Origin of the sequence: Peribacillus sedimenti, from assembly GCF_046237635.1 — a bacterium.
GTDB classification, from domain to species: Bacteria; Bacillota; Bacilli; order Bacillales; family DSM-1321; genus Peribacillus; species Peribacillus sedimenti.
Genome location: NZ_CP143547.1, coordinates 1,179,200 through 1,201,149, shown reverse-complemented (window position 1 = coordinate 1,201,149; position 21,950 = coordinate 1,179,200). Strand labels below are relative to the sequence as shown.

Genomic DNA, 21,950 nt, shown 5'->3' with positions numbered 1-21,950 from the left:
CTCTATTATATTTTACTGGATATATAAGTGAAAGATATATAATTTTCAAATTTGGTATGTACGAATTCTATGTAAAAAATAACACTCGTATATCGTAATATAATACATCTGGGTGTCCGTATTGAAGTATTCACTTGCCCTCAGTAATGGTAGTGGTGTTTTTTCCTGTCAACCATCCCCCCGTTCAAGTATGGCTGACATTTCGTACTTGATTTTGCAAAAAATACAGAACAAAGAGGAGCAAAGGTTTTTAATCCTCTTCATTTTCATTCATATTTACAAATTTAAATTGCTAAGCGGATTAAATTTTTCGTTTTGCTCTCTTAATGCTGTGCCCCAAATAGCAAGATACTTTTCCGTCATCTTTAGGTTGCTGTGTCGTAACATTTTCTGAAGGGTAAATACATCCCCACCATTCATTAAAAATCTGTGGGCGAATGTGTGTCTAAAAGTATGTGCTGATAACCTAACATCTTTGAAGTTCATGATAGCTTTCAACCGTTTAAAGACATTCTTTACTGCATCAGTTGTCATAGGTTTATTTTCCCTATTTACAAATACATGTTCAGATTGTTCTTGAAAATATTGCTGACAAAACACCTTGTATTCCGCTAATTCCTTCACCAACTTATCAGTAATTGGAATACTTGCCTGTGTTCGATTTTTACCGAAAACTATTATAGTGCCGGTAACCAAGTCAACCTCTTTCCATTTGAGATTACATAACTCACCTAAACGCATTCCACTTCCAAGCAAGGTAAGGATTAGAGTGTAATCTCTATAGGCATAAAGGGCGTGTTCCCTGCCCTTTAATCTTCTGTAATAATTCAACATCTGCTTAATGTGATTGTCGCTAAAAACGTCAATTTTAACATCCGTCTTAGCTTTCTCAATTTTAGACATTGGGTTGGCATTCTCATTTATTATTCCACTTTCAACCATGTAATTAAAAAATGCTTTTAGATTCTTAATCTTCGTATTGACCGTCACAGGATTATTGTTTTTCAATTTCATACAGTAAATGAAATACGATTTCATTGTATTAGCAGTAACATCTTCCACATTAAGAATTTCCTTTTTAACGCAGAATCCTTGAAACTCATTTAATTGAATCATGTACGTTTTGATTGTTTGTTCAGAAAGATTTTTGAACTGCCTATCATCTTTGAAATCTTGTATAGCAAATTTCAATAACATAAAAAGACCACTTCCCTCTCAAATTTTTCAGAAGGTTAGTGGTCTTAAATGTGAGAAAGGGGTCTAACTGCGTCCACTTTCTCAACCGAATTTAAACCTATGCAATAAAAAACGGTAGAACCGCTGTAATATCAACGTCCCTACCGTTTTGATGACCTGTGAGGGGCTCGAACCCCCGACCCCAACCCTGTCAAGGTTGTGCTCTCCCAGCTGAGCTAACAGATCGTATGGAGCAACTTAGGTACATATTTAATTATATGTATTTCTGTGTAAAAGTCAATAGCTATTTTAAAATAGTTCGTCATTATAAAAGTGATGTTATCTATGCCGTTTTTCCAGGCATATCCTTCGTATTCCGTGCAGGATTATTGATACACTACACCGTAAAAGGAGGAGTTATACATGTCATTGAAGATTCGAATTTATTCCGATTTTGTTTGACCGTTTTGTTACATAGCGGAGGCTCCGCTTAAAGAAGCTATACAAGGAAAAGATATTGAAATCGAATGGATGCCATTTGAATTGCGCCCTTATCCGACTGAAACCCTTTCTACCAAGAATGAAAGGTTTCAGCAGGGCTGGCATCAATCGATCAAGCCTATGGCCGAGAGATTCGGTGTCAAGATGAATATGCCACAGCTAGATCCTGTTCCCCATACACATCTGGCGCATGAAGGCTTTCGATTTGCAAAGGAACATGGCAAAGGCAATGAATATGTGGAAGCAGTCTTGAAACAATTCTGGGAGTCCAGTGCAAATATCGGACAGGTATCTGTTTTAGCGGACATTGCTGAAACGGCAGGACTCGATAGACAGGAATTCGAGGCAGCCCTTACGGAACGAAAATATGAACAGCATCACAAACAGGCGTTAAGGCATGCTTATTATGACGCGAAAATCACCGCGGTCCCTACCTTCTTCATAGGTACACGGCGTGTACAGGGATTGCACACCCGCGAAGCACTTGAAAGAATCATTGCAGAAGAAATAGATGGAAACCAGCACTAACTAAGGGCTCGGTATAATCAGGAGCGGCCATGTAGGCCGTTCCTTTTTCATGATTATCAAAACAGAAACGAAACGTTTGTTCGTGTTTTTCATTTGCATAAAGAACATTCGTTCGTATATAATATAGTTATAAAGTAACAAGGAGGGATTTATGTGCAGACAATCTTTCTGCGAAATTTAGAGGAAGGTGTCCCTTTAGAAATTATCTACCTTACTGATAAGGGAGCAATCTCTCAAAGAAGAATTCAGATATTGGAAATAAAGGGAAATCTTATACGTGCATATTGTTATTTGAGAAAAACTAAACGGACATTTAAAGCCGAAAACATCCTGTCAGCCAGATTAATCCGCCCCCGCTACAAGCAGCCTGGTTAAACGTACACAATTTCAAACACATCATGATCACCGACAGTTCATGGATATGGACCGGAAGCTTTTAACCGATTATTTCTTCCTGCTGTCTTTCATCCATTTCATTATCAGTCAGTGCTTCCTCTTCATCCCGCAGTCTGTGCGCGAGCCTGGAAGCGGCTGAAGCAGCAATACTGGCAACCATATCATCCAGAAAGGTATGTACCCTGTCCGCTTTTTTCGTATCTAAATCCCGGATGATCCCTATCTTATTTTTATCCAGATGGCCGAAGGTGGTAACGGCAATGCTTCCGTAGCCTAAGACAGCACCGAAGGCAATTGTTTCATCTACCCCAAATAACCCTTCATCCGACTCGACTATGCTTTGCAGCGGCTCAGATAACTTTTTTTGCTCCGCCAGCCTGTCCAGTTCCACCCCGACCAGGATCGCATGCTGTATCTCCCTTTTCACGAGCACCCTGTCGACACTTACAATACAATCATTCAAAGTTAGATGGTCATGATAAGGAAACTGCATTTCATATACAATTTCTGCAATAGCCTCTATGCTGACTCCCCTTTCCTGTAACGCTTTCTTTGCTGCGAGCGTAACGTCCCTGCTATGGACACGGTTGACGGTCATAATCTGCTTCACCCTTTCTCCTTTATATGCCATATTATATCATGGAGTTTTTACCTGAAGACAGAATACGACTATATTAAATTGAATAATCTAAAAATAATCACAATATAGACCATTATGCTGCTTATTTCCAAAATATAAGTACTCCATCTTGTATTTTGCACTTTCTGAAAGGCCATTCACGCATTTCTTATGCTAAAATATTCATGTAATCCCTTACTTACTACTATCGTTATGGGGTGTGGAGATGTCTAAACCATCAGGTACTATAAAGGAATATACTTTTCAAAGTAAAGAACTGGCGGAGGAAGTTGATTTACTTGTCTATCTTCCGCCCAATTTTTCCAGTCTGTATAAATACTCCCTTTTAATCGCTCAGGATGGAAGAGATTATTTTCAGCTCGGCCGCATCGGAAGGATATTGGATGAGCTTGTACTAGAGCAGGAGATCGAGAATATCATTGTGGTAGGTGTCCCATATAAAGATGTACAGGATCGCAGGCGCAAATACCATCCTGAAGGGGAGCAGCATGCACAATATATAAGATTTCTCAGCCATGAACTTGTCCCCTTCCTGGACAATGAATTCCCCACATATCATATAGGCCAAGGAAGGGCACTGATTGGAGATTCCCTTGCAGCGACTGTTTCCCTTCTAACAGCGCTAAAATACCCGAATACATTTGGTAAGGTTCTCCTTCAGTCCCCTTATGTGGACGAGGCAGTCTTAAAGGCAGTTGAGGATTTTGAGTTTCCACAGTTAATCGAACTGTATCATGTCATAGGGACACAGGAGACGGAAGTCCCGACAACGAATGGAGAAATCCAGAATTTTATCGAGCCCAATCGCCGGCTGAATCAACTCATTAACCAAAAGGGCTTTTCTTATTTTTATGAGGAATTTATGGGCAATCATACGTGGAAATATTGGCAGCCGGATTTAAAGCGTGCTTTAAAGGAAATGTTTTGACATTAGTTAGCCATCAACCTAATTCGTTACCGGTTTATCGGAAGATTTTGTTATAATTATGAAAGTACATACTTTTTTCAGGAGGTTCAAAGATGAAATATGGTGTCGCAATTTTCCCATCGAAAAAACTTCAAGATGTTGCTAACTCTTATCGTAAACGGTATGATCCGCATTACTCGCTTATCCCTCCGCATCTTACATTGAAAGGCCCATTTGAAGCAACTGAGACCGAAATGAAAAGCATTTCGAATAAATTAAAAAAAATCGCTTCCGGTGCTCAACCCTTTCAATTAAAAGTACTAAAGGCAAGCTCTTTCCAGCCTGTAAACAATACGATTTATTTGAAGGTTGAATCTACTCCTGAGCTGGAGTCTCTTCATAAGGATCTGCACAATGGAGAATATTTTAATGATAAATCAGATTATTCTTTTGTACCCCATATCACAATCGGCCAGAAGTTGTCTGATGATGAGCACTCCGATGTGTTCGGACAATTGCGGATGTTAAATATGACACATGAAGAGGAAGTAGATCGGTTTCATCTCATGTATCAGCTTGAAAATGGATCGTGGACTGTGTATGAAACTTTTCATCTAGGAGAGGAATAACCAGAGTGAATATAAAAATCGTGCAAACTAAAGAAGAACTGGAAGACGCCTATTTTGTCCGAAAAAAAGTCTTTATCGAAGAACAGAACGTTCCCGCCGAAGAAGAGATCGATGAATTCGAAAAGGATGCCACCCATTTCGTGTTATATAATGATGAACGATCGCCGATTGGCGCCGGCAGATTCAGGATATTGGACGGCATTGGCAAGGTGGAAAGGATTTGTGTGCTTTCAGAAGGACGAAATAAAGGTGCAGGTGCCTTAATCATGAAAGCCATTGAAAGCTATGCTGCCGACAAAGGCATTGAAAAACTTAAGCTGAATGGTCAGACACATGCGATTCCATTTTATGAAAAACTTCATTACCGGGTTGCCTCTGAAGAATTTCTTGACGCAGGCATTCCGCATAAAACAATGATAAAAGAGCTGAAATGACTGTATAAATTCCCCTGGATTACATGATCCAGGGGGTTTTTTATATTCGTTATAATATGCTGTTGCTATACCCATCACCTTATCCCCCATCAGTATTTCTGCTCACTATTCAAATTCCACTGGTGCCCTATGGCAATTCGCCTCTGTGTTCATAGTCTAATATAGGAATGTGAAGGAGGGATATCTATGACTGAGAACAAATTCGACGTGGACCAATCACATCAAAAACTTATGGAACTCCTTGTTTCCCGCACACTGCGGAAGCACGGTATCAAAAAAGGAAAAGCCACACTTAGCAATGATGAAAAAGATAAACTAAAGAACACCATACAATACTTGCAAATGCAGTCCCAAAAATTATTAAACCCAGCGGGGAATGCTGCATCAATTGCGAACACACAAGCGGATATTCATGAACCCGAAGCGGTCATTGCGGAAAGAACGGAGGACAACATTCTTCAAACGGAGAGCAGCACCACAAAAACCAGCCGTCCTAACAAACTGAACTTGGCCAGAAGAAGACGAAAAAAATAAACATTTAAATTAGTAGTGCATTCGTCCAAACAATGATTCCCAAACAGCATATTTTATAGGGAATACTATAAAAGGAGGATAACTTTATGAATCAAGATGTATATAAAAGCAATTCATACAGTGGAGAAAACAGATGGTCTGCGCTGGATCCACAGTCCCGCCATCCAATGGATGAGTTCTGCGGCCGGGAGCTGGTCGAACAAGAAGCGGAACAAGTAAGCTCTGATCTCCAGCTTTCTGAAGAATTAGTTTTTATTAAAGATTCCTGTGATGTTCGTGTAACTTCCACGGATGTAAAAGCAGCACTTTCCCTGCAAGCCGCTCTTCAGGCCGCCATCGTAGTGGTAATCAGCATTTCGATTGCTGATGGAGAAAGAGCAGAAAGAATTACTCAGGAATTGCTGCAATCTTCCAGAATCCGCCAGATTACACGCCAGAAAACGATTGTAGAAAATTCCAGGGATATCGACGTTACTACAACCGACGCACAGGTAGCCGTAAATATCCAACTACTGCTGCAATTGCTGTTGGCGCTGGTTGTCGAACTGGAAATCCTATAAAAAGAAAAGGACACTCGGGTGTCCTTTTCTTTTTTCTTTCTAAATCATATGATTAAACACTCTGCCCTTGCCGGTCAGCTCAGCAGAAGTCTGTTCTATAAGTTTCGCCGGAATATGCCGTTTGAAGTTTGATAACGGCTTTTCAACAGGCATTGTCAAAATCGGGACATTTCTAATTGCCTGATCAGATTGTTCATGTTTTTTATACTGAGCTTCCAGATGTTCTTCAAATGTGAGAACCGGCGCGATCGGTTTTATACCTTGTATATTTATTAATGGCGCTTTCTCCGCCTCTGCAGTTCGATTTGCATATTGCATATATTGATATGTTGTAACCGGCATTATGTATCCCATTTGAATCACCTCTGCTAAAGTTTACGTTTCCATTTGTATCTATATGGGGGTTTACCCAAAATTAAATTGCGTTAAACATATATCAAGTCTTTTTGTTTGGATTCTCTTCTGTTATTATGAGTATCTCGATACCCAATTGAAGTCCATACTAACTTGAACTATCTACTAGAGAACGAGGTAATGCTATGAATGCACCAACAGGCCAGAATGCTCTGCCTCTTGAGCTATTATCCAGCGAACAACTTCAAGCCCTATATGAAAAGGGACGTCGTGGAGAGCTTCCATGTCCGATCTGCGGTGAACTGGTCCGCGTCAAGATTGGAATCCATGAAGCTCCTTCCTACCTACACCATACAAAAAATAGTACATGCCCTGGCAATACCCGCATTTTGGAAGCCAGTAAACAGGAAACTTTTGATTATAAAGAGCACAATGGGTTCCGGATCCCTCTTGCTAGAAACATAAATGGAACAACGGATTCTGCAACAAGTTATAAAGCTCACCAAACAATAAAAAGCAAATCAGCATTTAACAATCAAGCTCCCTCCCCAGCCAAAATGCGTGATACATATATAAGTCTCCTCGCAGAACAGGGAGTGGAGCTGGATAAACAACAGCACACAGCTGCAGTATCAATAGATGGACCTCTCCTCGTCCTGTCTGGAGCAGGCAGCGGCAAAACTAGGGTGCTTACCGTCCGAACTGCTTATATGATAGTGGAACGTAATATCGACCCCAGAAGCATAATGCTTGTTACGTTCACAGCCAAAGCTGCGTCGGAGATGAAAGAAAGGCTATTAGCCTATCCAGGCCTAGGCAGTGCGAAAGTGAATCAATTAGTTTGCGGGACCTTCCATAGCATTTTTTTCAAACTGCTAATGTTCCACCAGCCCGGCAAATGGCAGCGGGACCTGTTGATCAAATGGGATTGGGAAAAGGAAAAGATCATTAAGGAAGCAGGCCGTCAAATTTCTCTTGATGAAAAGGAGTTTGCATTCGACCAGGCCCTCCAGCAAATTGGTTTTTGGAAAAACTCACTGGTATTCCCTGAATCCATTAAAGCAGCGGATGACTGGGAAAAGTCCTGTGCTTTCTTATATGCCAAATACGAGGAATATAAAAAGAAGACTGGCAAATATGACTTTGATGATATGCTGACTGGCTGTTACTTGCTTTTACTGGAGAATCCAGACTTACTTGAGCTGTACCAGCAGAGATTCAACTATTTCCTGGTCGATGAGTTCCAGGATATAAACAAAGTACAGTATGAATTAATAAAAATGCTATCTGCAAAATCAGGGAATATTTGTGCAGTGGGAGATGATGACCAGGCGATCTACTCGTTCCGGGGCAGCGACCCTTCCTTCATTCTTAATTTCCCGCATGATTTTCCAGAGGCTAAAATTGTTAAACTGACGGAGAATTATCGCTCGTCACATGAAATTGTTTCTGCAGCCAATGAAATCATCAAACGCAATAAAAATCGAATGAAAAAAACGATGAAGGCCCAGCACAATTTTGCCATGCCTCCTGTGATGTTTTTCCCATATGACGAAGAAATTGAGGCAACCATGATCTTGACCGACATTCAGGACAAAATGGCGGACGGAGCCAATCCGGGAGATTTTGCTATTCTTTATCGTACTCACTCGATGTCCCGTGCCATATTTGAACGGCTGGTATCCTCCAATCTCCCGTTTAAAATCGATCGCGATGCGGAATCCTTTTACGACAGAAAGATTGTGCGTGCGATGCTCGCTTTTCTAAGATTGAGCATAGACCCACATAATCAAAAGGCTGTATCAGACATTTTGTCATCACTATTCCTAAAACAGAGTGTACTGCAGGATATGAAAGCTCAGTCAATATTGCAGGACTGTGATTACATCGAATCATTTTCCCATATCCGGACAGGCCATGCTTTCCAGGAAAAGAGGCTGAGAATGATGCCGAAACAGCTTCGTTCACTTAAGAACTTGCGTCCATCGGTTGCGCTCGAGATCATTCAAAAAGATATGGGTTTCCAGGATTATGTAAAAAAGAGGGGGAATGAAGGCAGCATTGAAAAAGGCTCTGATGATATAAGGGATTTAAAGGTTGCAGCTAAACGTTTCGATACTGCGGCTGAATTCTTAGAGCATGTAGACCATGTAACCGCCCAAAACAAAGCTCTGAAACAAATGGCCTTCAAGGAAAACGATGCAGTACAACTGACGACGATTCACAGAGCCAAAGGCTTGGAATATAAAACAGTGTATGTCTTATCCGCCGTTGATGGCAGCCTTCCTCATGATTTTGCCCTGGATGCTCATCGCAAGGGAGAAAGTGATGCCTTGGAGGAGGAACGCAGATTGATGTATGTTGCGGCTACAAGAGCAAAGGAACATTTATATATATCTGTACCGCAAACCAGAAGAGGCAAGACAGCCCATCCATCCCGATTCCTCAAGTTTTAAATCAAACAGTTGTCAAATGAACATTTTCCATAGAAAACAAAAAAGCGGGGATGCACATCCTCGCTTTTTCCTGCCTATTTTTTTTTATTATTCAACATTCCCGCAATCGTGCCAAAATCCAGGTTTTTCCCATCCTGTGTGATAGATTTGACCAGCTTATCCTCCATTTCCTTGCTTACAGGCTTATTGGCGATTCTGGATACCCGCTTTATTACATTTCGCACTGTATGTTCATCCTTAAAATTGGCCCCCTGGAGAGAATTTGCCAGCTCAAAAATATCCTTCATATTGACGCCGGTTTTGCTTTCCACGTTTTTAAAAAAGTTATTATCCATCTCTAAGCCTCCCTCTCTGTTTTTATACTATGAGTGACAGAGATTTTGGTTACATGAAAATCGGCGTCTACGACTGCTGAAAAAATTTGATACAAAAAATTAAACGGGCTGGATCAGCCCGTTTTATGCTGGGAATTACGCGTAAGAGCAGCCGATAATAATTAAGAGAATGAATAAAACAACAATCAAGGCAAAGGTTCTAAAACCGTAGCCATATCCATATCCATGTCCAAATCCATATCCGTACCCATACATGTAAATCACCTCGCTTTTTGCTTAGCATACTAATAGCATATGTACTGATAAAAAAGCGGCATAGACTTCTCCCCAGCATCTCTTACTTTTACGTGCTAAACGATGAAATTTTGCGAGGTCGGTCAGCATGGCAATCCAGAAATGGATCATTATCCTTTAGGTTTGAAAACCAGTGCTCCGATAAAACCGAATATGATGGCTGCGGAAATACCTGCACTGGTGACTTCGAACATACCCGTAACAACGCCTATAATCCCGTGCTTTTGAGCCTCCTGCATGGCTCCGTCAACTAAGGAATTGCCAAAGGAAGTAATCGGGACGGTTGCTCCTGCACCGGCAAAATCGATAAGCGGTTCATAAAGGCCCAGCCCGCCCAGTACAGCACCGATAACGACCATGAGACTAAGCGTGTGGCCAGGCGTAAGCTTTAGTACATCAAACAGAATCTGACCCACCACACAAAAAAGTCCTCCAATAACAAATGCCCAGAAAAACATTGGCAGCATAAAATCCCTCCAAAATTTTATTTTTCGATATATTCCAGCGACACTGCGTGGGCAATACAGGGTATACTCTCTTTTTGCTGGAACGATAATTGTGATAATAAGGCGCCTGTAGCTACAACTAATATCTTTTTGTATTTTCGTTTTTTCATTTGGTTCAACAAATGTCCATATAAGACAGTCGACGAACAGCCTGCTCCACTGCCGCCGGCTTGTATTGGCTGATCATCCTTATAAATCAGCAAACCGCAGTCTTTAAATTTTGCCTCGTCTAATTCGTAGCCCTTCTTCGAAAGTAAATCCAGTGCTGTACTTTGTCCAATTCTGCCGAGGTCGCCCGTCACGATCAAATCGTAATCATCTGGTGAAGTCTCAAGATCTTTAAAATGGGCAATGATCGTGTCGACAGCTGCTGGCGCCATAGCACCCCCCATGTTGAAAGGATCCTTCAAGCCCATGTCAATGACCTTGCCAACCGTTGCCGACGTGACTCCGACGTAGGCGCCGTCTATTTCATCGGAATCTCCAACAATCGCAACACCGGCTCCAGTGATTGTCCACTGGGCAGTTGGGGGCTTCTGTCCTCCATATTCAGTAGGATACCTGAATTGTTTCTCCACGGCTGAATTATGGCTGGAAGCACACGTGATCGCACGCTTAGCTCCCTGTGTATTCACAACATATGAAGCTAATGCCAATCCTTCCATAGAGGTTGAACAAGCACCAAACAAGCCGAAAAAAGGCACACCGATAGAACGGGCAGCGAAACTGGACGGCGTTATTTGGTTTATTAAATCACCGGCAAAATAAAACTGAATGTCATCAGGTTTAAGATCAGCCTTTTCCAGGGCTTTATCCACAGCTTCTTCGATTAATATGCGATGGGCTTTTTCATACGATTTTTCTCCGAGCCACAGGTCTTCATGTAAAATATCAAAATCCTCAGCTAGGTTGCCTTTTGCCTCAAAAGGCCCTCCGGTAACTCCAGTTGAAATAATTCCCGGTTTTTTATTAAAGGTCCAGGATTGCTTTCCTGTAAGCATCTTTATCCCCCTAGCTGTGTAAAAATTGTTTTAATTAACGCAACTACAAAAGCAGAAAACACCCCAAATACAATCACTGAACCAGCGAGCTTAAATATATTTCCTCCTACCCCGAGAACGTACCCTTCCGTCTTGTGTTCAATCGCTGCAGAAATAACCGCATTTCCAAATCCGGTTACAGGTACTGCACTTCCGGCCCCTCCAAACTGTGCCAGGCGATCGTAAACTCCAAAACCCGTAAGCAGGAGAGCAAAGAAAACCATCGTGGCAACAGTCGGGTTTCCGGCAGTCTGCTCTGTAAAATTAAAATTATAGATATAGAAATATGTAATAGCCTGTCCGATTACACAAATAATCCCTCCAACTAAAAAGGCCCTGATGCAGTTTGCTAAAACCGGTCTTTTTGTTTCATATTTTTTCTGCAGCTGCTGATAATCTTTTTGAGTAGCAGACATCCCTTTTGAATTAGCCATTATTGGATCACCCTTCCGTTTACTAGGTCATTTCCTTAGACAGCTTTTCAATTTCTTCAAATCTTTTTGTTGCCTTCTTCTGCGGTACATCCTGCGTTTTTAGCATCTCGTTCAACCTGACAGCCTCCAAAAAAATCTTATAATCACTGGAGATAATGAATTGGCTGCCTTTAAATTTGTTAGTAAGTTTCTGATTTACCTGCTTTTCTATTTGTTTCATCCTAAACCTATTCAGATGATTTACTTTATAGGCCACCAGAAATTTTTTGCCGTTTTGTACAACCACCACATCATAAATCCCCTTCATGTCAGCGACTTCGCGTTTTACCTGTTCCGGAAGGGAGTCATTAGTATGCTTGATTCCTTTCACATTCATCGACTGCTGATTAGCCCGGCCAAGAAGTGCTGCCTGCTCCTTGTCGTTTCCCTTATTGCCGCTGCAGCCAGCCAGCACACTGGAAGACATTATAATCGCTATTGGCAGTATCAGTCTTTTAGTCCACCTGGTCATTATTTTTATCACTTCCCACTTGAAGGATTATAGTTGTATTTTCTTTATTTACCTGTTTTTTATGAACCCTTGGAGTTGGTAATAATATCCCGGTACAATAAAAAAGAGCCTTATCCAGTGATGGACAGGCTCATTTAGCTATTTCCAAACAAACTTTATTCATCTTCCCTTGTTACATCCACAGCCCTTTTTTATCTTGGGCGGCTTACTTTTAATCGGCTTTGGATAGGAATAGGGATATGGCCGGTTTTGATTCATATGTTCGTCTCCTTTTTAGGAATATACCATAATATATGAATCAGACGAACAGGTTGTTCCTTCATTCCGCCAATAGCTTGCCAATGATTGTCTCAATGATGGCACCCATGGCTGCAATAGCCAGCACTATTATCAGAAAATCACCAGTGCGGCTATGCAATAGATGCACCCCTAAAAGCAGAAGGCTAACCCATATGCCGGTGCACCAGTAGCAGCTTAGCAGCTCTCCGATCCAGCTTCTGATTCCATTTTTTTTAGGGATTAAGTAAATCTCTGTGCTTCCATTTTCGTCGCTTTCTTCTATCTCATCAAAAAAAGGGCGTCTGATGAATTCAGTGATTTTATCGAATACAATAAGCCTCGTCAGCCTAAAGGATGCCAGACCCAACAAAACAATCACCGTCAAATCCAGGGTGGCAAGATTCATGTGTACCTCCTGAAGGTTATTTTCGCCCAGGGAAAGAACTTTTTACATCACATTTAATCAATATGCAGCATAGGCTATAAATACAATGAGCCCAGATCAAATGACGTTGTGACCTGGGTCAATCTATTGCAGGATAGAATGGAGGGAAAGTCTTGCAGAACAGCATTTGTCAGGTATTGCTTGATATTGTTGCAGCCCAGGAGCAAATTTTAAGTGAACGATCTGTAACACGGGGGCATAGCAAGGCGATTCAGGAACTCACTGGAGATTCCTATACTCCGCCATATAATACAATCCCTATCATCCTTACCTACGGATCTACCGGTCTGCCGTTTGCTGCCATTGGCGCTGGCAGGAGCGGTAAAGACCCTTCCTCGCAAGGGTCAGCTTTTTTGCCATCTGCTGTCTTCCGTGTGCTTGATGTGGACGCCCAAAACTCAAGCGCACTGCTGGAGCCGCTTTTTTCAAAAGACGAAGGTATTCCATCTCTTGAATATCTAGAGAAAATCCCCGCTTTATTAAATAAACTCCAGCATACTCAGCTGGCAGGCAACGGCTGCTCATTGACCGTGGATTTGGAATGTTTCTCTGCGGTCACATGCCTTGCACCGCAAAATGTACTAAACATCAATATTTTTGCTTTGGCTGATCAGAAAATCCCAAAAACAACAATAACACAGGAGCAGTCTGATGGTTTATGATTATTTGTTATACAAATTTTAAATCCGATATATCATTTAAATTTACCGTATAGCTATTAAGCCCGGCTTTAATCTTTACTGTATCCCCTCGCATGCTTACTACCTGGAACCTCATGGGCGCTCCTTTAATCCTAGCCTCACAGATCGGCTTTCTAAAATTTGCTGCATTCTGAAGCATAGTTGCAAGCTCTTGCCGTACTGTCTGATGCTTGTCATTCAATGAACTTTCCATTTGTTTCTTACTTTCTCTCTCTACGGCATTCTTCAATATGGACTGTGCGTTGTATACCTTTGATGGTTGCTCCGCGGAACCTGGTTCGGCGTATTCTTCAACCATGTAATCCTTCTGGGTAGGTTCTTTTTTACGGGCTTTCGTTTGAGGATTTATGTTTTTTTCCAACGGAACCATATACTCTTGTCTTGCCGCTTTGGAGAAATCTGTATTTGTGTTTATCGGCACGGTATTTGCATTGAATGCTGTCTCTTTGGCAGGGGCCGCCGTGCTTGCTGCGGCTGACTCTGTGATTTTTCCTCCATCATATACCTCTCCGGTCAATTTTCTAACTGCTTCAATCTCCCCCGCTATTTCCTTCATGGCGGCGTACACGCCAAATTCATGTTTTAGTCTTTCAAGCTTTGCCTCTTCCGCCGCTTTTTTCTGACTCTCCCGTTCTTCAGCTTCCGAAGCAGCTTGATCTGAAATTGATTGCGATTCGGCAGAGGGTGTTCTCCGCTGTTTATTGGATCTATACTCCTGCTGCATGAGCGGCTGCTTTTGATTGCCTATTTTAGGCTGAACAATGTATAAAAGTGGCTGGGGCACTTGAACATCATTTTTCTCTGGCATACTGTCCTCCTGTGCTGTAAAAATATTCGCATAGTATACAAAAGATGACTGCACTTACTATGGCTCTTGTCGCCTTAATAGAGATTCTTTTTTTATCTATATTAAATGGAGGGAGATTAGATGCTTGCCTGCTTCATATTTTAGGCAATAAAAAAGCCTGCCCGGGAGGACAAGCGAGAAAATTATATAATCAGCCCATTATATGGTATCCGGAATCTACATGGATATTTTCTCCGGTTATTCCTCTTGCCATATCACTGAACAGGAACACTGCTGTATCTCCTACCTCTTCTGGTGTTGTTGTCCTGCGCAATGGAGCTTCTTCTTCTATTTTTTTCAATATAGTGTTGAAATCACTTATACCCTTTGCAGACAATGTTCGGATTGGTCCTGCTGAAATGGAATTTACCCTGATCCCGAGTTTTCCTAAATCAGATGCCAGGTACCTTACGCTTGCATCCAGAGAAGCTTTTGCAACGCCCATTACATTGTAGTTTTGCAAAACTCTCTCACCGCCAAGATAAGTAAGGGTAACAATGCTTCCTCCTTCTGTCATAAGGCCCCTGGCAGCCTTTGCGACTGCAGTAAGCGAATATGAGCTAATATTATGCGCAAGGAGGAAACCGTCTCTTGTAGTATTCATGTAATCTCCGCTCAACTCTTCTTTGTTGGCGAAAGCGATACAATGCGCAATCCCGTGAATCACACCGGCTTCTGCCCTGATTGCGGCAAAACATTTATCAATCTCTTCATCGCTTGTTATATCACATGGCAATACGGGTGATGAAGCCCCCAAAGAATCAGCAAGCTCCCTTACACTTTTCTCAAGACGTTCTCCTGCATATGTAAAAATCAGCTTGGCTCCTGCGTCGTGCAATGAACGCGCTATTCCCCATGCTATACTCCGTTTATTGGCAACACCCATTACGACATATGTTTTTCCTTGTAACGATAGAGTCATATTGATGGCCTCCTATTTTATACATGTTATTAGTATCAGGTACTAATAACAGTATAGCAAACAATGTTTCAGAAAAAAACTTTTTTATCGAATTTCTAGAAGACCGAAAGAAAGAATGTGCAAATATACAAGGAAATTCCGGATGTCAAACCTGTATTGTAGTGGCCGAACCAAATTTTAGTTACGCAAAAAGGCTGAGGCAGATTTTCGGAATCCGCCCCAGATGTTAAGTAATATGTGCTAAGAAAGATATGACATAAACAGTGTAGCCATACCGAAATAGATTAAGATACTTATGATGTCATTAATAGTAGTGATGAATGGACCAGAAGCCACTGCCGGGTCTATTTTCATCTTATGCATAAATAAGGGCACAAGAGAACCAGCAAGAGTCGCAACAATCAAAGTTGCAAAAATGGACACCCCTACCAAGGCACCGAGGACGATATCATGCTTCCAGAAGAATACCACCAGAGTGACCAGAAGCCCGCAGGTTGCTCCTGTAATAAGGCCAGTACCCGCTTCCCGAATAATCAGCTTCCATTTGCTCTCTTCTTCCAAATCACCGGTTGCTATACCACGCACAGCGACAGCAAGTGCCTGGGTCCCGGTATTGCCTGCCATCCCAGCAATCAAGGGAATAAAAACCGCTAATATCGCTTTTTGGCTAAGGGTCTCTTCAAATTTCCCAATCAGGCTTGCTGTCATCATTCCTAAAAACAGCAGTACAACAAGCCATGGCAGCCTTTTTTTTGCTGCACCCACAGGATTCCTGTCGACTCTGTCCAAGTCCGTAATACCGGCAAGCTTTGAATAGTCATCTGAAGCTTCCTCCTCCATGACATCCATAATATCATCAACGGTAATGATTCCCATTAAATGATTTTGAAAGTCTACGACGGGCATGGCGAGCAAATTGTAGTCGCGCATCTTCCTCGCAACCTCCTCCTGATCCTCGCTGACGGAGGCAGAAACGATACGGTCATGCATGATTTCGGAAATCATCACTTCATCATCTGCAATAATTAAATCCCGCAATGACATGACTCCAACGAGCTTATTATCCTCATCAACTACATAAATGTAGTATATGGTTTCTGCCTGCGGTGCTTCTTTTTTCAGGATATACATGGCTGATCGGACAGTCTGGTTAGCCGAAATAGCAATATATTCGGTCGTCATGATACTTCCAGCTGTATACTCAGCATAATGGAGGAGCTCTTTAATTTCCTGTGCAGCTTCGTTATCCATGATGGTCAGATAACTGACAGCCTGGTCCTTATCGAGTTCGTTCAGAACGTCTACCGCATCGTCAGCATACATATGTGAAAGCATTTCTGCTACATAAGAAGGGTCCATCTCCGCAAGCAGAAGTTCATAATCTTCTTCCTCTATCTCGATATTCTCAAAGAGGGCAGCCATTTCTTCAGGCGATAGATAGCGATAGACCATCATCCTTATTTCAGGGTCGATGCTTGTATAAAATTGAGCCTTATCATACGGGTGAAGCTTCATGAACTCTTCCCGGAATCGATCGATATCTTCTGACTGCAAAGCATCCAGCAGCATTTCATTTTCGATTTGAAGCTGCCTTTCTTTCTCTTGATCTGCCATATTGCGCCTCCCCCCTTTCCTTCCAAATCTGTGCCATTCTACAAATCAGCTATAAAGGTCAATTGGTATATTGGTCTATTTTAAAATTACTTAGCTGGTAATTGAATTTCAAAAAAATGTTCTCTCTTCAACTATCAGTTAATGCATTGAACATCATATGGGGCAACCACCCTGTATAGCGCGCTAAAGCATGTCAATCCACGGCATGTTTTCACAGATAGGCACATGCCTGTATTCTCTCGTTTTATTATCATCCATGCAAGTCCTCTCCTATCCGTCTGTACAGAACGTTTGCTGCAATTTACCATCTAGATTTCACCTGAGGCCCATTCATATATTTCCACTATTATCGGTTATGCAAAACATCCGACATACTCGGCACAAAAAATATGAGTTTCCATTTGCTTTATGGGTAATATACTATTACCTCATGACGGAAAAACACAGGTAGGAAGTGATATAGATGGAGATAGACATTATAGGTGATATCCACGGCTGCCTAGAAGAATTTCGCGCCCTGACCCTAAAGCTGGGTTATTCGTGGGATGATGGGGCACCCGTGCATCCGCAGGGCAGGATCCTTGGGTTTGTTGGGGATCTGACCGACCGCGGCCCCCTTTCACTCGAGGTGATCGAAATTGTTTATGAGCTTAGCGTAGTCAGACAGACCTCGCTTTATTGTCCGGGGAACCATTGTAATAAATTGTATCGTTTTCTTCAAGGTAACAACGTCCAGATTGCACACGGTTTAGAAACCACTGTCGCAGAGTACGAAGCATTAAGTACAAGGGGGCAAAAAAAAATTCAAAAGAAATTTATCGAGCTTTACGAGAACGCTCCTTTGTATCATATTACGGATAATGGGAACCTGATTATTGCGCATGCCGGAATCAGGCAGGATTATATTGGGAAGCACAACAACAAAGTTAAGACATTTGTCTTATATGGAGATATAACTGGCGCCAAACATAGCAATGGGATGCCTGTCAGGCGTGACTGGGCACAAAATTACCAGGGAGAGCCCTGGATTATTTATGGACATACCCCTGTACCTGAGGCCCGAAAAGTGAATCACACCTACAATATTGATACAGGATGCGTATTTGGCGGAAAGCTTACTGCACTAAGATATCCCGAAATGGAGCTAGTGGACGTGCCTTCAACCATGCCCTTCGTTCCGGATAAATTCCGCACATCCTTTGATTGAGCGTCTGGGTGCACTTTCATCCGCCGGCATAAAAATAAAACCGGCCGCCGATTGCTGTACCGCAGCTGGTGACCGGTCCTTATCCATATCATATGCAGCCTTGCTGTTTACGTGTTACTGGCTGATAACGCCAAAATATCGGCAGGAACTTCGGTGTCAAAAATCATTGTTCTCCCCTCGAATGGGTGATAAAATTCAAGCTGATGGCAATGGAGGGCCTGCCGTTCAATAAAGCTCCTATGTCCTCCATATAAAGTATCGCCTGCCAGCGGATGTCCTAGATATGACATATGAACCCTAATCTGATGGGTCCTCCCCGTTAAAAGCTGCAGTTGAACATGGGTGTGGCCTGCCATTCTGCCGAGTACCGTAAACAAAGTACAGGCATATTGTCCGTCTTCTCTGACTTCCCGTTCAATGATGCTTTCGGGCCTTCTCCCGATTGGAGCTTCCACTCTCCCGCTGTCTTCCTTGATATGCCCCTCGACTACCGCCTGGTAGCTTCGTTTCACACTGCCGCTCTTTTGCTGGTCACTGAGCAGGTGGTGGAGGTGGCTGTGCTTCGCAACGAGCAGGAGCCCTGATGTGTCGCGATCCAGCCTTGTCACAATATGCACTGTGGAATGAATGCCTTGCTTCTTGTAATGCCCGGCAAGAGCATTCGCGATGCTTCCGGATGGATGTTCCCTCGACGGGATTGTACTCATGAAAGGCGGTTTATTAAGGACAATGATATATGGATCCTCATAAACAATATCGAGGTCTATTTCCTCCGGTACCAAGCCGGTACTGCTTTTTTCTTCAGGAAAGGTAACCTTAATTTCATCTCCCTCCGAGAGCATGCAGCGGACAGTTGTTTCTGCTCCGTTTACTTCGACTTTTCCGCCCTTGAACTTAATGGCAGTCAATGCCCGCCGTGATATACCGGCTCTGCCCAGGAAATCCCTTAGCAGCGTCCCGGAATCCTCTTGGCCCGCAATCCACGCTAAATAAAAAGGTTGGTACCCCATGTTGGAAAATCTCCTTAATTCGCAATAAAAGAATCATGTACCCTTTTCCAAAATGGAAATGGCCTAAAACGGGCAAATCTGATTTTTTCATCAGCTACCCGGAATTGAATGGATTTAACATCCTCATGTACCAAGGACAAATGATCGATGGTAATTTGGAAATCCACATTGTTCACGGGCCTTAGCATACATGTATGGTGTGATGGGAGCAGTAATGGTGACCCTACTGTCCGGAATACCCGATTATTAATGGAAGCCATTTCGGCAAGCTGGATAGCATCAATAGATGGATGGATGATGGCTCCGCCCAGTGCTTTATTATAGGCCGTACTGCCGGAAGGAGTGGATACACAAAGCCCGTCTCCCCGGAATGTTTCAAAATGCTGCCCTCGAATCTCCACATCCATCACCAGCGTACCCTCTACACTTTTCACAGTGGATTCGTTCAATCCCAGGAACCTGGATTCCCTTCCTCCATGCTGATATCTTACGATTACTTCAAGGAGAGGATACTCAACTACCTGGAATGGCGTTTTGGCAAGAGCGATGACCAGTTTTTCGATTTCATCAGGAGTCCAATCTGCATAAAAACCGAGGTGGCCGGTATGCACCCCTACAAATGCCGTCTTATCCAGACGATTTTTATATCGGTGAAAAGCATAAAGAAGTGTACCATCCCCTCCGACTGAGATGACGATATCCGGCTGGTCCTCATCATATTTCAAGTTAAAATCCTGGAGATACGTTCTCATCTTGTGCATTAGTGTATTTGATTTAGCGTCCCCTTTTGAGGTAATGGCAAATTTCATAAGTCTCACCCGATCATAAATTTTTTCAGAATATGTACAGCAGCAAGGCTACAGTCCGTTGGAGTCATAGATTATCGGACTGCATCTCCATGCATGAATTTCTCCCTCTGCCAAACTACAAATTCTAATCCGGCTGTTCCTGATTTTCCTTTTTCCGAGAAAACAAGCGTTGTGCTTCCTGGATTTCAATACGAATTTTAGACATTTCCTCATCAAGCAGAAATGCTGCTTCGGCTGCACGCTTCAATCGGTGCTGAATATCCTTAGGAAAGTCCCCCTTGTATTTATAATTGAGAGAATGCTCAATGGTCGCCCAAAAATTCATGGCAAGTGTTCTGATTTGGATCTCTACAAGAATTTTTTTCTCGCCATGGATGGTTTGGACGGGATAACGAATCACCATATGATATGACCGGTATCCGCTGGCTTTATTATGGGATATATAATCCCTTTCCTCCACAATCTCAAAATCGTTACGCTGTCTGAGCAGCTTCACCACTTTTTTGATATCATCCACGAATTGGCACATCATTCTGAGGCCTGCAATATCCTGCATTTGAGTTTCAAGCTTGTCGAGAGGGATTTCTTTCTGAATGGCTTTATCGAGAATGCTGACAATTGGTTTTACCCTGCCAGTAACAAATTCAATAGGGGAATGGGTATCTTCCCGTAAGAACTGCTTTCTCATTCCTTTTAATTTTACTTTTAACTCCTCTACTGCCTGTTTATACGGAGCCAAAAAATCATCCCAATGTTCCATAAGAGCACCACCCGCATTTCTAAGCAATAATATTACATAAATACTTGTTCTACTTTAGAAACGAATTCGTCCCCATAATTACCGTTGCCTTCAATGTTCACCAGCAGATCGGATAGCTCTTCATGTATACCTGTTAATTCTAGCCGGTTATCCCCGGATACCAGAAACACCGGATTATTATGTTCCCTGGCTTCTTTTAAAGCAGCCCATACTGCTTCCGGGAAAGCTATATATGTATAATCTTCCGCACCCTCCGCGATATAGATGAATGCTGCCCCGTCGGAATCAACAAGCATCTGATTCCTTGGAGTGAGTCCCTCAAGATTAGTTTCAGTTTCGGCAATCAATTCATTTTCTTTTATAAAAGCGTTTTTTACGATTATTTTCTGTCTCATAATCTACCTCCAGTGTCCGAATATATTTTAACACATCATTCAAGGAAATCGTAATTTTTCAGGTTTGCCCATTTATCCAGGAAAAGTGATAATGGGAACAGAAAAGTGACAGGGAAGGAAGGATATAAGTGAATCAGGAAATTGAGATTGAATTTAAAAATTTACTCCTTAAATCAGAATTCGATAGGCTGGCTGATGCTTTTTCGATTTCCGGAGAGGAATACATCAGGCAGGAAAACCACTACTTTGACACGCATTCGTTTGACCTGAAGGAAAAAAATAGTGCTCTTCGCATCCGCCAGAAAAATGGGGTATATGTACTGACTCTAAAGCAGCCGGCGCAGGAGGGCTTGCTTGAGACAAACCACCCTCTGACCAGAGAAGAAGCTCATAACATGCTCGATGGGCTTCCGATGCCTAAAGGCATGATTTATGACATATTAGCCGAAACCGGGATCCTTCCGGAATCCGTCCAATTATTCGGTACACTGTCTACCGAAAGAGCAGAACGTGTGTATAAATCCGGTCTTTTGGTACTGGACCATAGTTTTTATTTAAACCAGGAGGATTATGAGGTAGAATATGAGGTGTCCGATAAAATGGTAGGCCAGGTAATTTTTTCCCAACTGCTAAAAAGTCTTAAAATTCCTTATCGGACAACCGAAAATAAGGTTAGAAGGTTTTATAGAGCCAAATTTAACTCCTAATTACTCTTTAAGAGGTGTA

Annotated in this window: 28 protein-coding genes and 1 tRNA gene; 11 read left to right on the top strand and 18 right to left on the bottom strand. The window is 42.3% G+C overall.

The window, feature by feature from the left end; genetic code table 11:
* Positions 1–276 precede the first annotated feature (276 nt).
* Together V1500_RS06120 and V1500_RS06115 are read right to left on the bottom strand one after the other, a co-directional pair.
* On the bottom strand, positions 277–1,197 hold the full coding sequence (locus V1500_RS06120; RefSeq protein WP_409304696.1) for a tyrosine-type recombinase/integrase: 921 nt from the start codon (positions 1,195–1,197) through the stop codon (positions 277–279).
* A 152-nt stretch (positions 1,198–1,349) separates the two neighbouring features.
* Positions 1,350–1,422 (bottom strand) — tRNA-Val (locus V1500_RS06115).
* Positions 1,423–1,650: 228 nt separating this feature from the next.
* On the opposite strand from V1500_RS06115, the gene V1500_RS06110 reads away from it, so the two are divergent.
* Both V1500_RS06110 and V1500_RS06105 read left to right on the top strand, forming a co-directional pair.
* On the top strand, positions 1,651–2,205 hold the full coding sequence (locus tag V1500_RS06110) for a DsbA family protein (protein ID WP_409305929.1): 555 nt from the start codon (positions 1,651–1,653) through the stop codon (positions 2,203–2,205).
* A 153-nt stretch (positions 2,206–2,358) separates the two neighbouring features.
* Complete coding sequence (locus tag V1500_RS06105; RefSeq protein WP_409304695.1) at positions 2,359–2,580, top strand: hypothetical protein; 222 nt, start codon at positions 2,359–2,361, stop codon at positions 2,578–2,580.
* A gap of 61 nt (positions 2,581–2,641) precedes the next feature.
* Here V1500_RS06105 and V1500_RS06100 read toward each other — a convergent pair whose 3' ends face one another.
* Positions 2,642–3,199 (bottom strand): phosphatidylglycerophosphatase A, encoded by a 558-nt coding sequence (locus tag V1500_RS06100; RefSeq protein ID WP_409305928.1) that lies wholly within the window; start codon positions 3,197–3,199, stop codon positions 2,642–2,644.
* 247 nt (positions 3,200–3,446) lie between these two features.
* Here V1500_RS06100 and V1500_RS06095 point away from each other — a divergent pair, with 247 nt between their 5' ends.
* The 5 genes from V1500_RS06095 to V1500_RS06075 all read left to right on the top strand — a co-directional run bounded on the left by V1500_RS06095 (position 3,447) and on the right by V1500_RS06075 (position 6,305).
* Positions 3,447–4,169 (top strand): alpha/beta hydrolase, encoded by a 723-nt coding sequence (locus V1500_RS06095; RefSeq protein ID WP_409304694.1) that lies wholly within the window; start codon positions 3,447–3,449, stop codon positions 4,167–4,169.
* Between the two features lie 92 nt (positions 4,170–4,261).
* A complete protein-coding gene (locus tag V1500_RS06090) occupies positions 4,262–4,777 on the top strand; it encodes a YjcG family protein (RefSeq protein ID WP_409304693.1) in 516 nt (171 codons plus the stop codon).
* 5 nt (positions 4,778–4,782) lie between these two features.
* Positions 4,783–5,211: a GNAT family N-acetyltransferase gene (locus V1500_RS06085; protein WP_409304692.1), complete on the top strand. Its 429-nt coding sequence runs from the start codon at positions 4,783–4,785 to the stop codon at positions 5,209–5,211.
* Between the two features lie 186 nt (positions 5,212–5,397).
* On the top strand, positions 5,398–5,745 hold the full coding sequence (locus tag V1500_RS06080) for a hypothetical protein (protein WP_409304691.1): 348 nt from the start codon (positions 5,398–5,400) through the stop codon (positions 5,743–5,745).
* 86 nt (positions 5,746–5,831) lie between these two features.
* On the top strand, positions 5,832–6,305 hold the full coding sequence (locus tag V1500_RS06075) for a spore coat protein (protein ID WP_409304690.1): 474 nt from the start codon (positions 5,832–5,834) through the stop codon (positions 6,303–6,305).
* A 39-nt stretch (positions 6,306–6,344) separates the two neighbouring features.
* Here V1500_RS06075 and V1500_RS06070 read toward each other — a convergent pair whose 3' ends face one another.
* Complete coding sequence (locus V1500_RS06070; protein ID WP_409304689.1) at positions 6,345–6,659, bottom strand: hypothetical protein; 315 nt, start codon at positions 6,657–6,659, stop codon at positions 6,345–6,347.
* 185 nt (positions 6,660–6,844) lie between these two features.
* Between V1500_RS06070 and V1500_RS06065 the strand changes: the two genes are divergently transcribed.
* Positions 6,845–9,115 carry an ATP-dependent helicase gene (locus V1500_RS06065; RefSeq protein WP_409304688.1) on the top strand — a complete coding sequence of 757 codons (2,271 nt, stop codon included), beginning with the start codon at positions 6,845–6,847 and terminating at the stop codon, positions 9,113–9,115.
* A 74-nt stretch (positions 9,116–9,189) separates the two neighbouring features.
* On the opposite strand, the gene V1500_RS06060 is transcribed toward V1500_RS06065, so the two are convergent.
* The 7 genes from V1500_RS06060 to V1500_RS06030 form a co-directional block, all read right to left on the bottom strand.
* On the bottom strand, positions 9,190–9,450 hold the full coding sequence (locus V1500_RS06060) for a stage VI sporulation protein F (RefSeq protein WP_409304687.1): 261 nt from the start codon (positions 9,448–9,450) through the stop codon (positions 9,190–9,192).
* 135 nt (positions 9,451–9,585) lie between these two features.
* Positions 9,586–9,705 (bottom strand): YjcZ family sporulation protein, encoded by a 120-nt coding sequence (locus V1500_RS06055; RefSeq protein ID WP_409304686.1) that lies wholly within the window; start codon positions 9,703–9,705, stop codon positions 9,586–9,588.
* 149 nt (positions 9,706–9,854) lie between these two features.
* On the bottom strand, positions 9,855–10,211 hold the full coding sequence (gene spoVAE, locus V1500_RS06050; RefSeq protein WP_409304685.1) for a stage V sporulation protein AE: 357 nt from the start codon (positions 10,209–10,211) through the stop codon (positions 9,855–9,857).
* A gap of 17 nt (positions 10,212–10,228) precedes the next feature.
* Positions 10,229–11,251 carry a stage V sporulation protein AD gene (gene spoVAD, locus V1500_RS06045; protein ID WP_409304684.1) on the bottom strand — a complete coding sequence of 341 codons (1,023 nt, stop codon included), beginning with the start codon at positions 11,249–11,251 and terminating at the stop codon, positions 10,229–10,231.
* Between the two features lie 2 nt (positions 11,252–11,253).
* Positions 11,254–11,724: a stage V sporulation protein AC gene (spoVAC, locus tag V1500_RS06040; RefSeq protein ID WP_409304683.1), complete on the bottom strand. Its 471-nt coding sequence runs from the start codon at positions 11,722–11,724 to the stop codon at positions 11,254–11,256.
* A 22-nt stretch (positions 11,725–11,746) separates the two neighbouring features.
* Positions 11,747–12,235, bottom strand: a complete 489-nt coding sequence (locus tag V1500_RS06035; protein ID WP_409304682.1) for a YhcN/YlaJ family sporulation lipoprotein — start codon at positions 12,233–12,235, stop codon at positions 11,747–11,749.
* A 319-nt stretch (positions 12,236–12,554) separates the two neighbouring features.
* Positions 12,555–12,920: a DUF1360 domain-containing protein gene (locus tag V1500_RS06030; protein ID WP_409304681.1), complete on the bottom strand. Its 366-nt coding sequence runs from the start codon at positions 12,918–12,920 to the stop codon at positions 12,555–12,557.
* Positions 12,921–13,072: 152 nt separating this feature from the next.
* Between V1500_RS06030 and V1500_RS06025 the strand changes: the two genes are divergently transcribed.
* On the top strand, positions 13,073–13,621 hold the full coding sequence (locus V1500_RS06025; protein ID WP_409304680.1) for a CotY/CotZ family spore coat protein: 549 nt from the start codon (positions 13,073–13,075) through the stop codon (positions 13,619–13,621).
* 7 nt (positions 13,622–13,628) lie between these two features.
* On the opposite strand, the gene V1500_RS06020 is transcribed toward V1500_RS06025, so the two are convergent.
* The 3 genes from V1500_RS06020 to mgtE form a co-directional block, all read right to left on the bottom strand.
* A complete protein-coding gene (locus V1500_RS06020) occupies positions 13,629–14,468 on the bottom strand; it encodes a hypothetical protein (protein WP_409304679.1) in 840 nt (279 codons plus the stop codon).
* 190 nt (positions 14,469–14,658) lie between these two features.
* A complete protein-coding gene (gene fabI, locus V1500_RS06015) occupies positions 14,659–15,429 on the bottom strand; it encodes an enoyl-ACP reductase FabI (protein ID WP_409304678.1) in 771 nt (256 codons plus the stop codon).
* Between the two features lie 240 nt (positions 15,430–15,669).
* Complete coding sequence (mgtE, locus tag V1500_RS06010; protein WP_409304677.1) at positions 15,670–17,043, bottom strand: magnesium transporter; 1,374 nt, start codon at positions 17,041–17,043, stop codon at positions 15,670–15,672.
* Between the two features lie 463 nt (positions 17,044–17,506).
* Between mgtE and prpE the strand changes: the two genes are divergently transcribed.
* Positions 17,507–18,250, top strand: a complete 744-nt coding sequence (gene prpE / locus V1500_RS06005) for a bis(5'-nucleosyl)-tetraphosphatase PrpE (protein ID WP_409304676.1) — start codon at positions 17,507–17,509, stop codon at positions 18,248–18,250.
* Positions 18,251–18,357: 107 nt separating this feature from the next.
* On the opposite strand, the gene V1500_RS06000 is transcribed toward prpE, so the two are convergent.
* The 4 genes from V1500_RS06000 to V1500_RS05985 form a co-directional block, all read right to left on the bottom strand.
* Positions 18,358–19,260, bottom strand: coding sequence for an RluA family pseudouridine synthase (locus tag V1500_RS06000; protein WP_409304675.1), 903 nt, complete (start codon positions 19,258–19,260; stop codon positions 18,358–18,360).
* A 14-nt stretch (positions 19,261–19,274) separates the two neighbouring features.
* Positions 19,275–20,069: an NAD kinase gene (locus V1500_RS05995; protein ID WP_409304674.1), complete on the bottom strand. Its 795-nt coding sequence runs from the start codon at positions 20,067–20,069 to the stop codon at positions 19,275–19,277.
* Between the two features lie 124 nt (positions 20,070–20,193).
* A complete protein-coding gene (locus V1500_RS05990; RefSeq protein WP_409304673.1) occupies positions 20,194–20,829 on the bottom strand; it encodes a GTP pyrophosphokinase family protein in 636 nt (211 codons plus the stop codon).
* 32 nt (positions 20,830–20,861) lie between these two features.
* On the bottom strand, positions 20,862–21,224 hold the full coding sequence (locus V1500_RS05985) for a hypothetical protein (RefSeq protein WP_409304672.1): 363 nt from the start codon (positions 21,222–21,224) through the stop codon (positions 20,862–20,864).
* Positions 21,225–21,352: 128 nt separating this feature from the next.
* Between V1500_RS05985 and V1500_RS05980 the strand changes: the two genes are divergently transcribed.
* The gene (locus V1500_RS05980; RefSeq protein WP_409304671.1) at positions 21,353–21,931 is read left to right on the top strand and encodes a CYTH domain-containing protein; all 579 of its coding nucleotides are present in this window, start codon (positions 21,353–21,355) and stop codon (positions 21,929–21,931) included.
* The last annotated feature ends 19 nt before the right edge of the window (positions 21,932–21,950 follow it).

Bases quoted from the DNA above. Each gene is read 5' to 3' on its own strand.
- V1500_RS06120 (WP_409304696.1), bottom strand. From the start codon at position 1,197: ATGTTATTGAAATTTGCTATACAAGATTTCAAAGATGATAGGCAGTTC.
- V1500_RS06100 (WP_409305928.1), bottom strand. From the start codon at position 3,199: ATGACCGTCAACCGTGTCCATAGCAGGGACGTTACGCTCGCAGCAAAG.
- V1500_RS06095 (WP_409304694.1), top strand. From the start codon at position 3,447: ATGTCTAAACCATCAGGTACTATAAAGGAATATACTTTTCAAAGTAAA.
- V1500_RS06090 (WP_409304693.1), top strand. From the start codon at position 4,262: ATGAAATATGGTGTCGCAATTTTCCCATCGAAAAAACTTCAAGATGTT.
- V1500_RS06080 (WP_409304691.1), top strand. From the start codon at position 5,398: ATGACTGAGAACAAATTCGACGTGGACCAATCACATCAAAAACTTATG.
- V1500_RS06075 (WP_409304690.1), top strand. From the start codon at position 5,832: ATGAATCAAGATGTATATAAAAGCAATTCATACAGTGGAGAAAACAGA.
- V1500_RS06070 (WP_409304689.1), bottom strand. From the start codon at position 6,659: ATGGGATACATAATGCCGGTTACAACATATCAATATATGCAATATGCA.
- V1500_RS06065 (WP_409304688.1), top strand. From the start codon at position 6,845: ATGAATGCACCAACAGGCCAGAATGCTCTGCCTCTTGAGCTATTATCC.
- V1500_RS06060 (WP_409304687.1), bottom strand. From the start codon at position 9,450: ATGGATAATAACTTTTTTAAAAACGTGGAAAGCAAAACCGGCGTCAAT.
- V1500_RS06055 (WP_409304686.1), bottom strand. From the start codon at position 9,705: ATGTATGGGTACGGATATGGATTTGGACATGGATATGGATATGGCTAC.
- spoVAE (WP_409304685.1), bottom strand. From the start codon at position 10,211: ATGCTGCCAATGTTTTTCTGGGCATTTGTTATTGGAGGACTTTTTTGT.
- spoVAD (WP_409304684.1), bottom strand. From the start codon at position 11,251: ATGCTTACAGGAAAGCAATCCTGGACCTTTAATAAAAAACCGGGAATT.
- spoVAC (WP_409304683.1), bottom strand. From the start codon at position 11,724: ATGGCTAATTCAAAAGGGATGTCTGCTACTCAAAAAGATTATCAGCAG.
- V1500_RS06035 (WP_409304682.1), bottom strand. From the start codon at position 12,235: ATGACCAGGTGGACTAAAAGACTGATACTGCCAATAGCGATTATAATG.
- V1500_RS06030 (WP_409304681.1), bottom strand. From the start codon at position 12,920: ATGAATCTTGCCACCCTGGATTTGACGGTGATTGTTTTGTTGGGTCTG.
- V1500_RS06020 (WP_409304679.1), bottom strand. From the start codon at position 14,468: ATGCCAGAGAAAAATGATGTTCAAGTGCCCCAGCCACTTTTATACATT.
- fabI (WP_409304678.1), bottom strand. From the start codon at position 15,429: ATGACTCTATCGTTACAAGGAAAAACATATGTCGTAATGGGTGTTGCC.
- mgtE (WP_409304677.1), bottom strand. From the start codon at position 17,043: ATGGCAGATCAAGAGAAAGAAAGGCAGCTTCAAATCGAAAATGAAATG.
- prpE (WP_409304676.1), top strand. From the start codon at position 17,507: ATGGAGATAGACATTATAGGTGATATCCACGGCTGCCTAGAAGAATTT.
- V1500_RS06000 (WP_409304675.1), bottom strand. From the start codon at position 19,260: ATGGGGTACCAACCTTTTTATTTAGCGTGGATTGCGGGCCAAGAGGAT.
- V1500_RS05995 (WP_409304674.1), bottom strand. From the start codon at position 20,069: ATGAAATTTGCCATTACCTCAAAAGGGGACGCTAAATCAAATACACTA.
- V1500_RS05990 (WP_409304673.1), bottom strand. From the start codon at position 20,829: ATGGAACATTGGGATGATTTTTTGGCTCCGTATAAACAGGCAGTAGAG.
- V1500_RS05985 (WP_409304672.1), bottom strand. From the start codon at position 21,224: ATGAGACAGAAAATAATCGTAAAAAACGCTTTTATAAAAGAAAATGAA.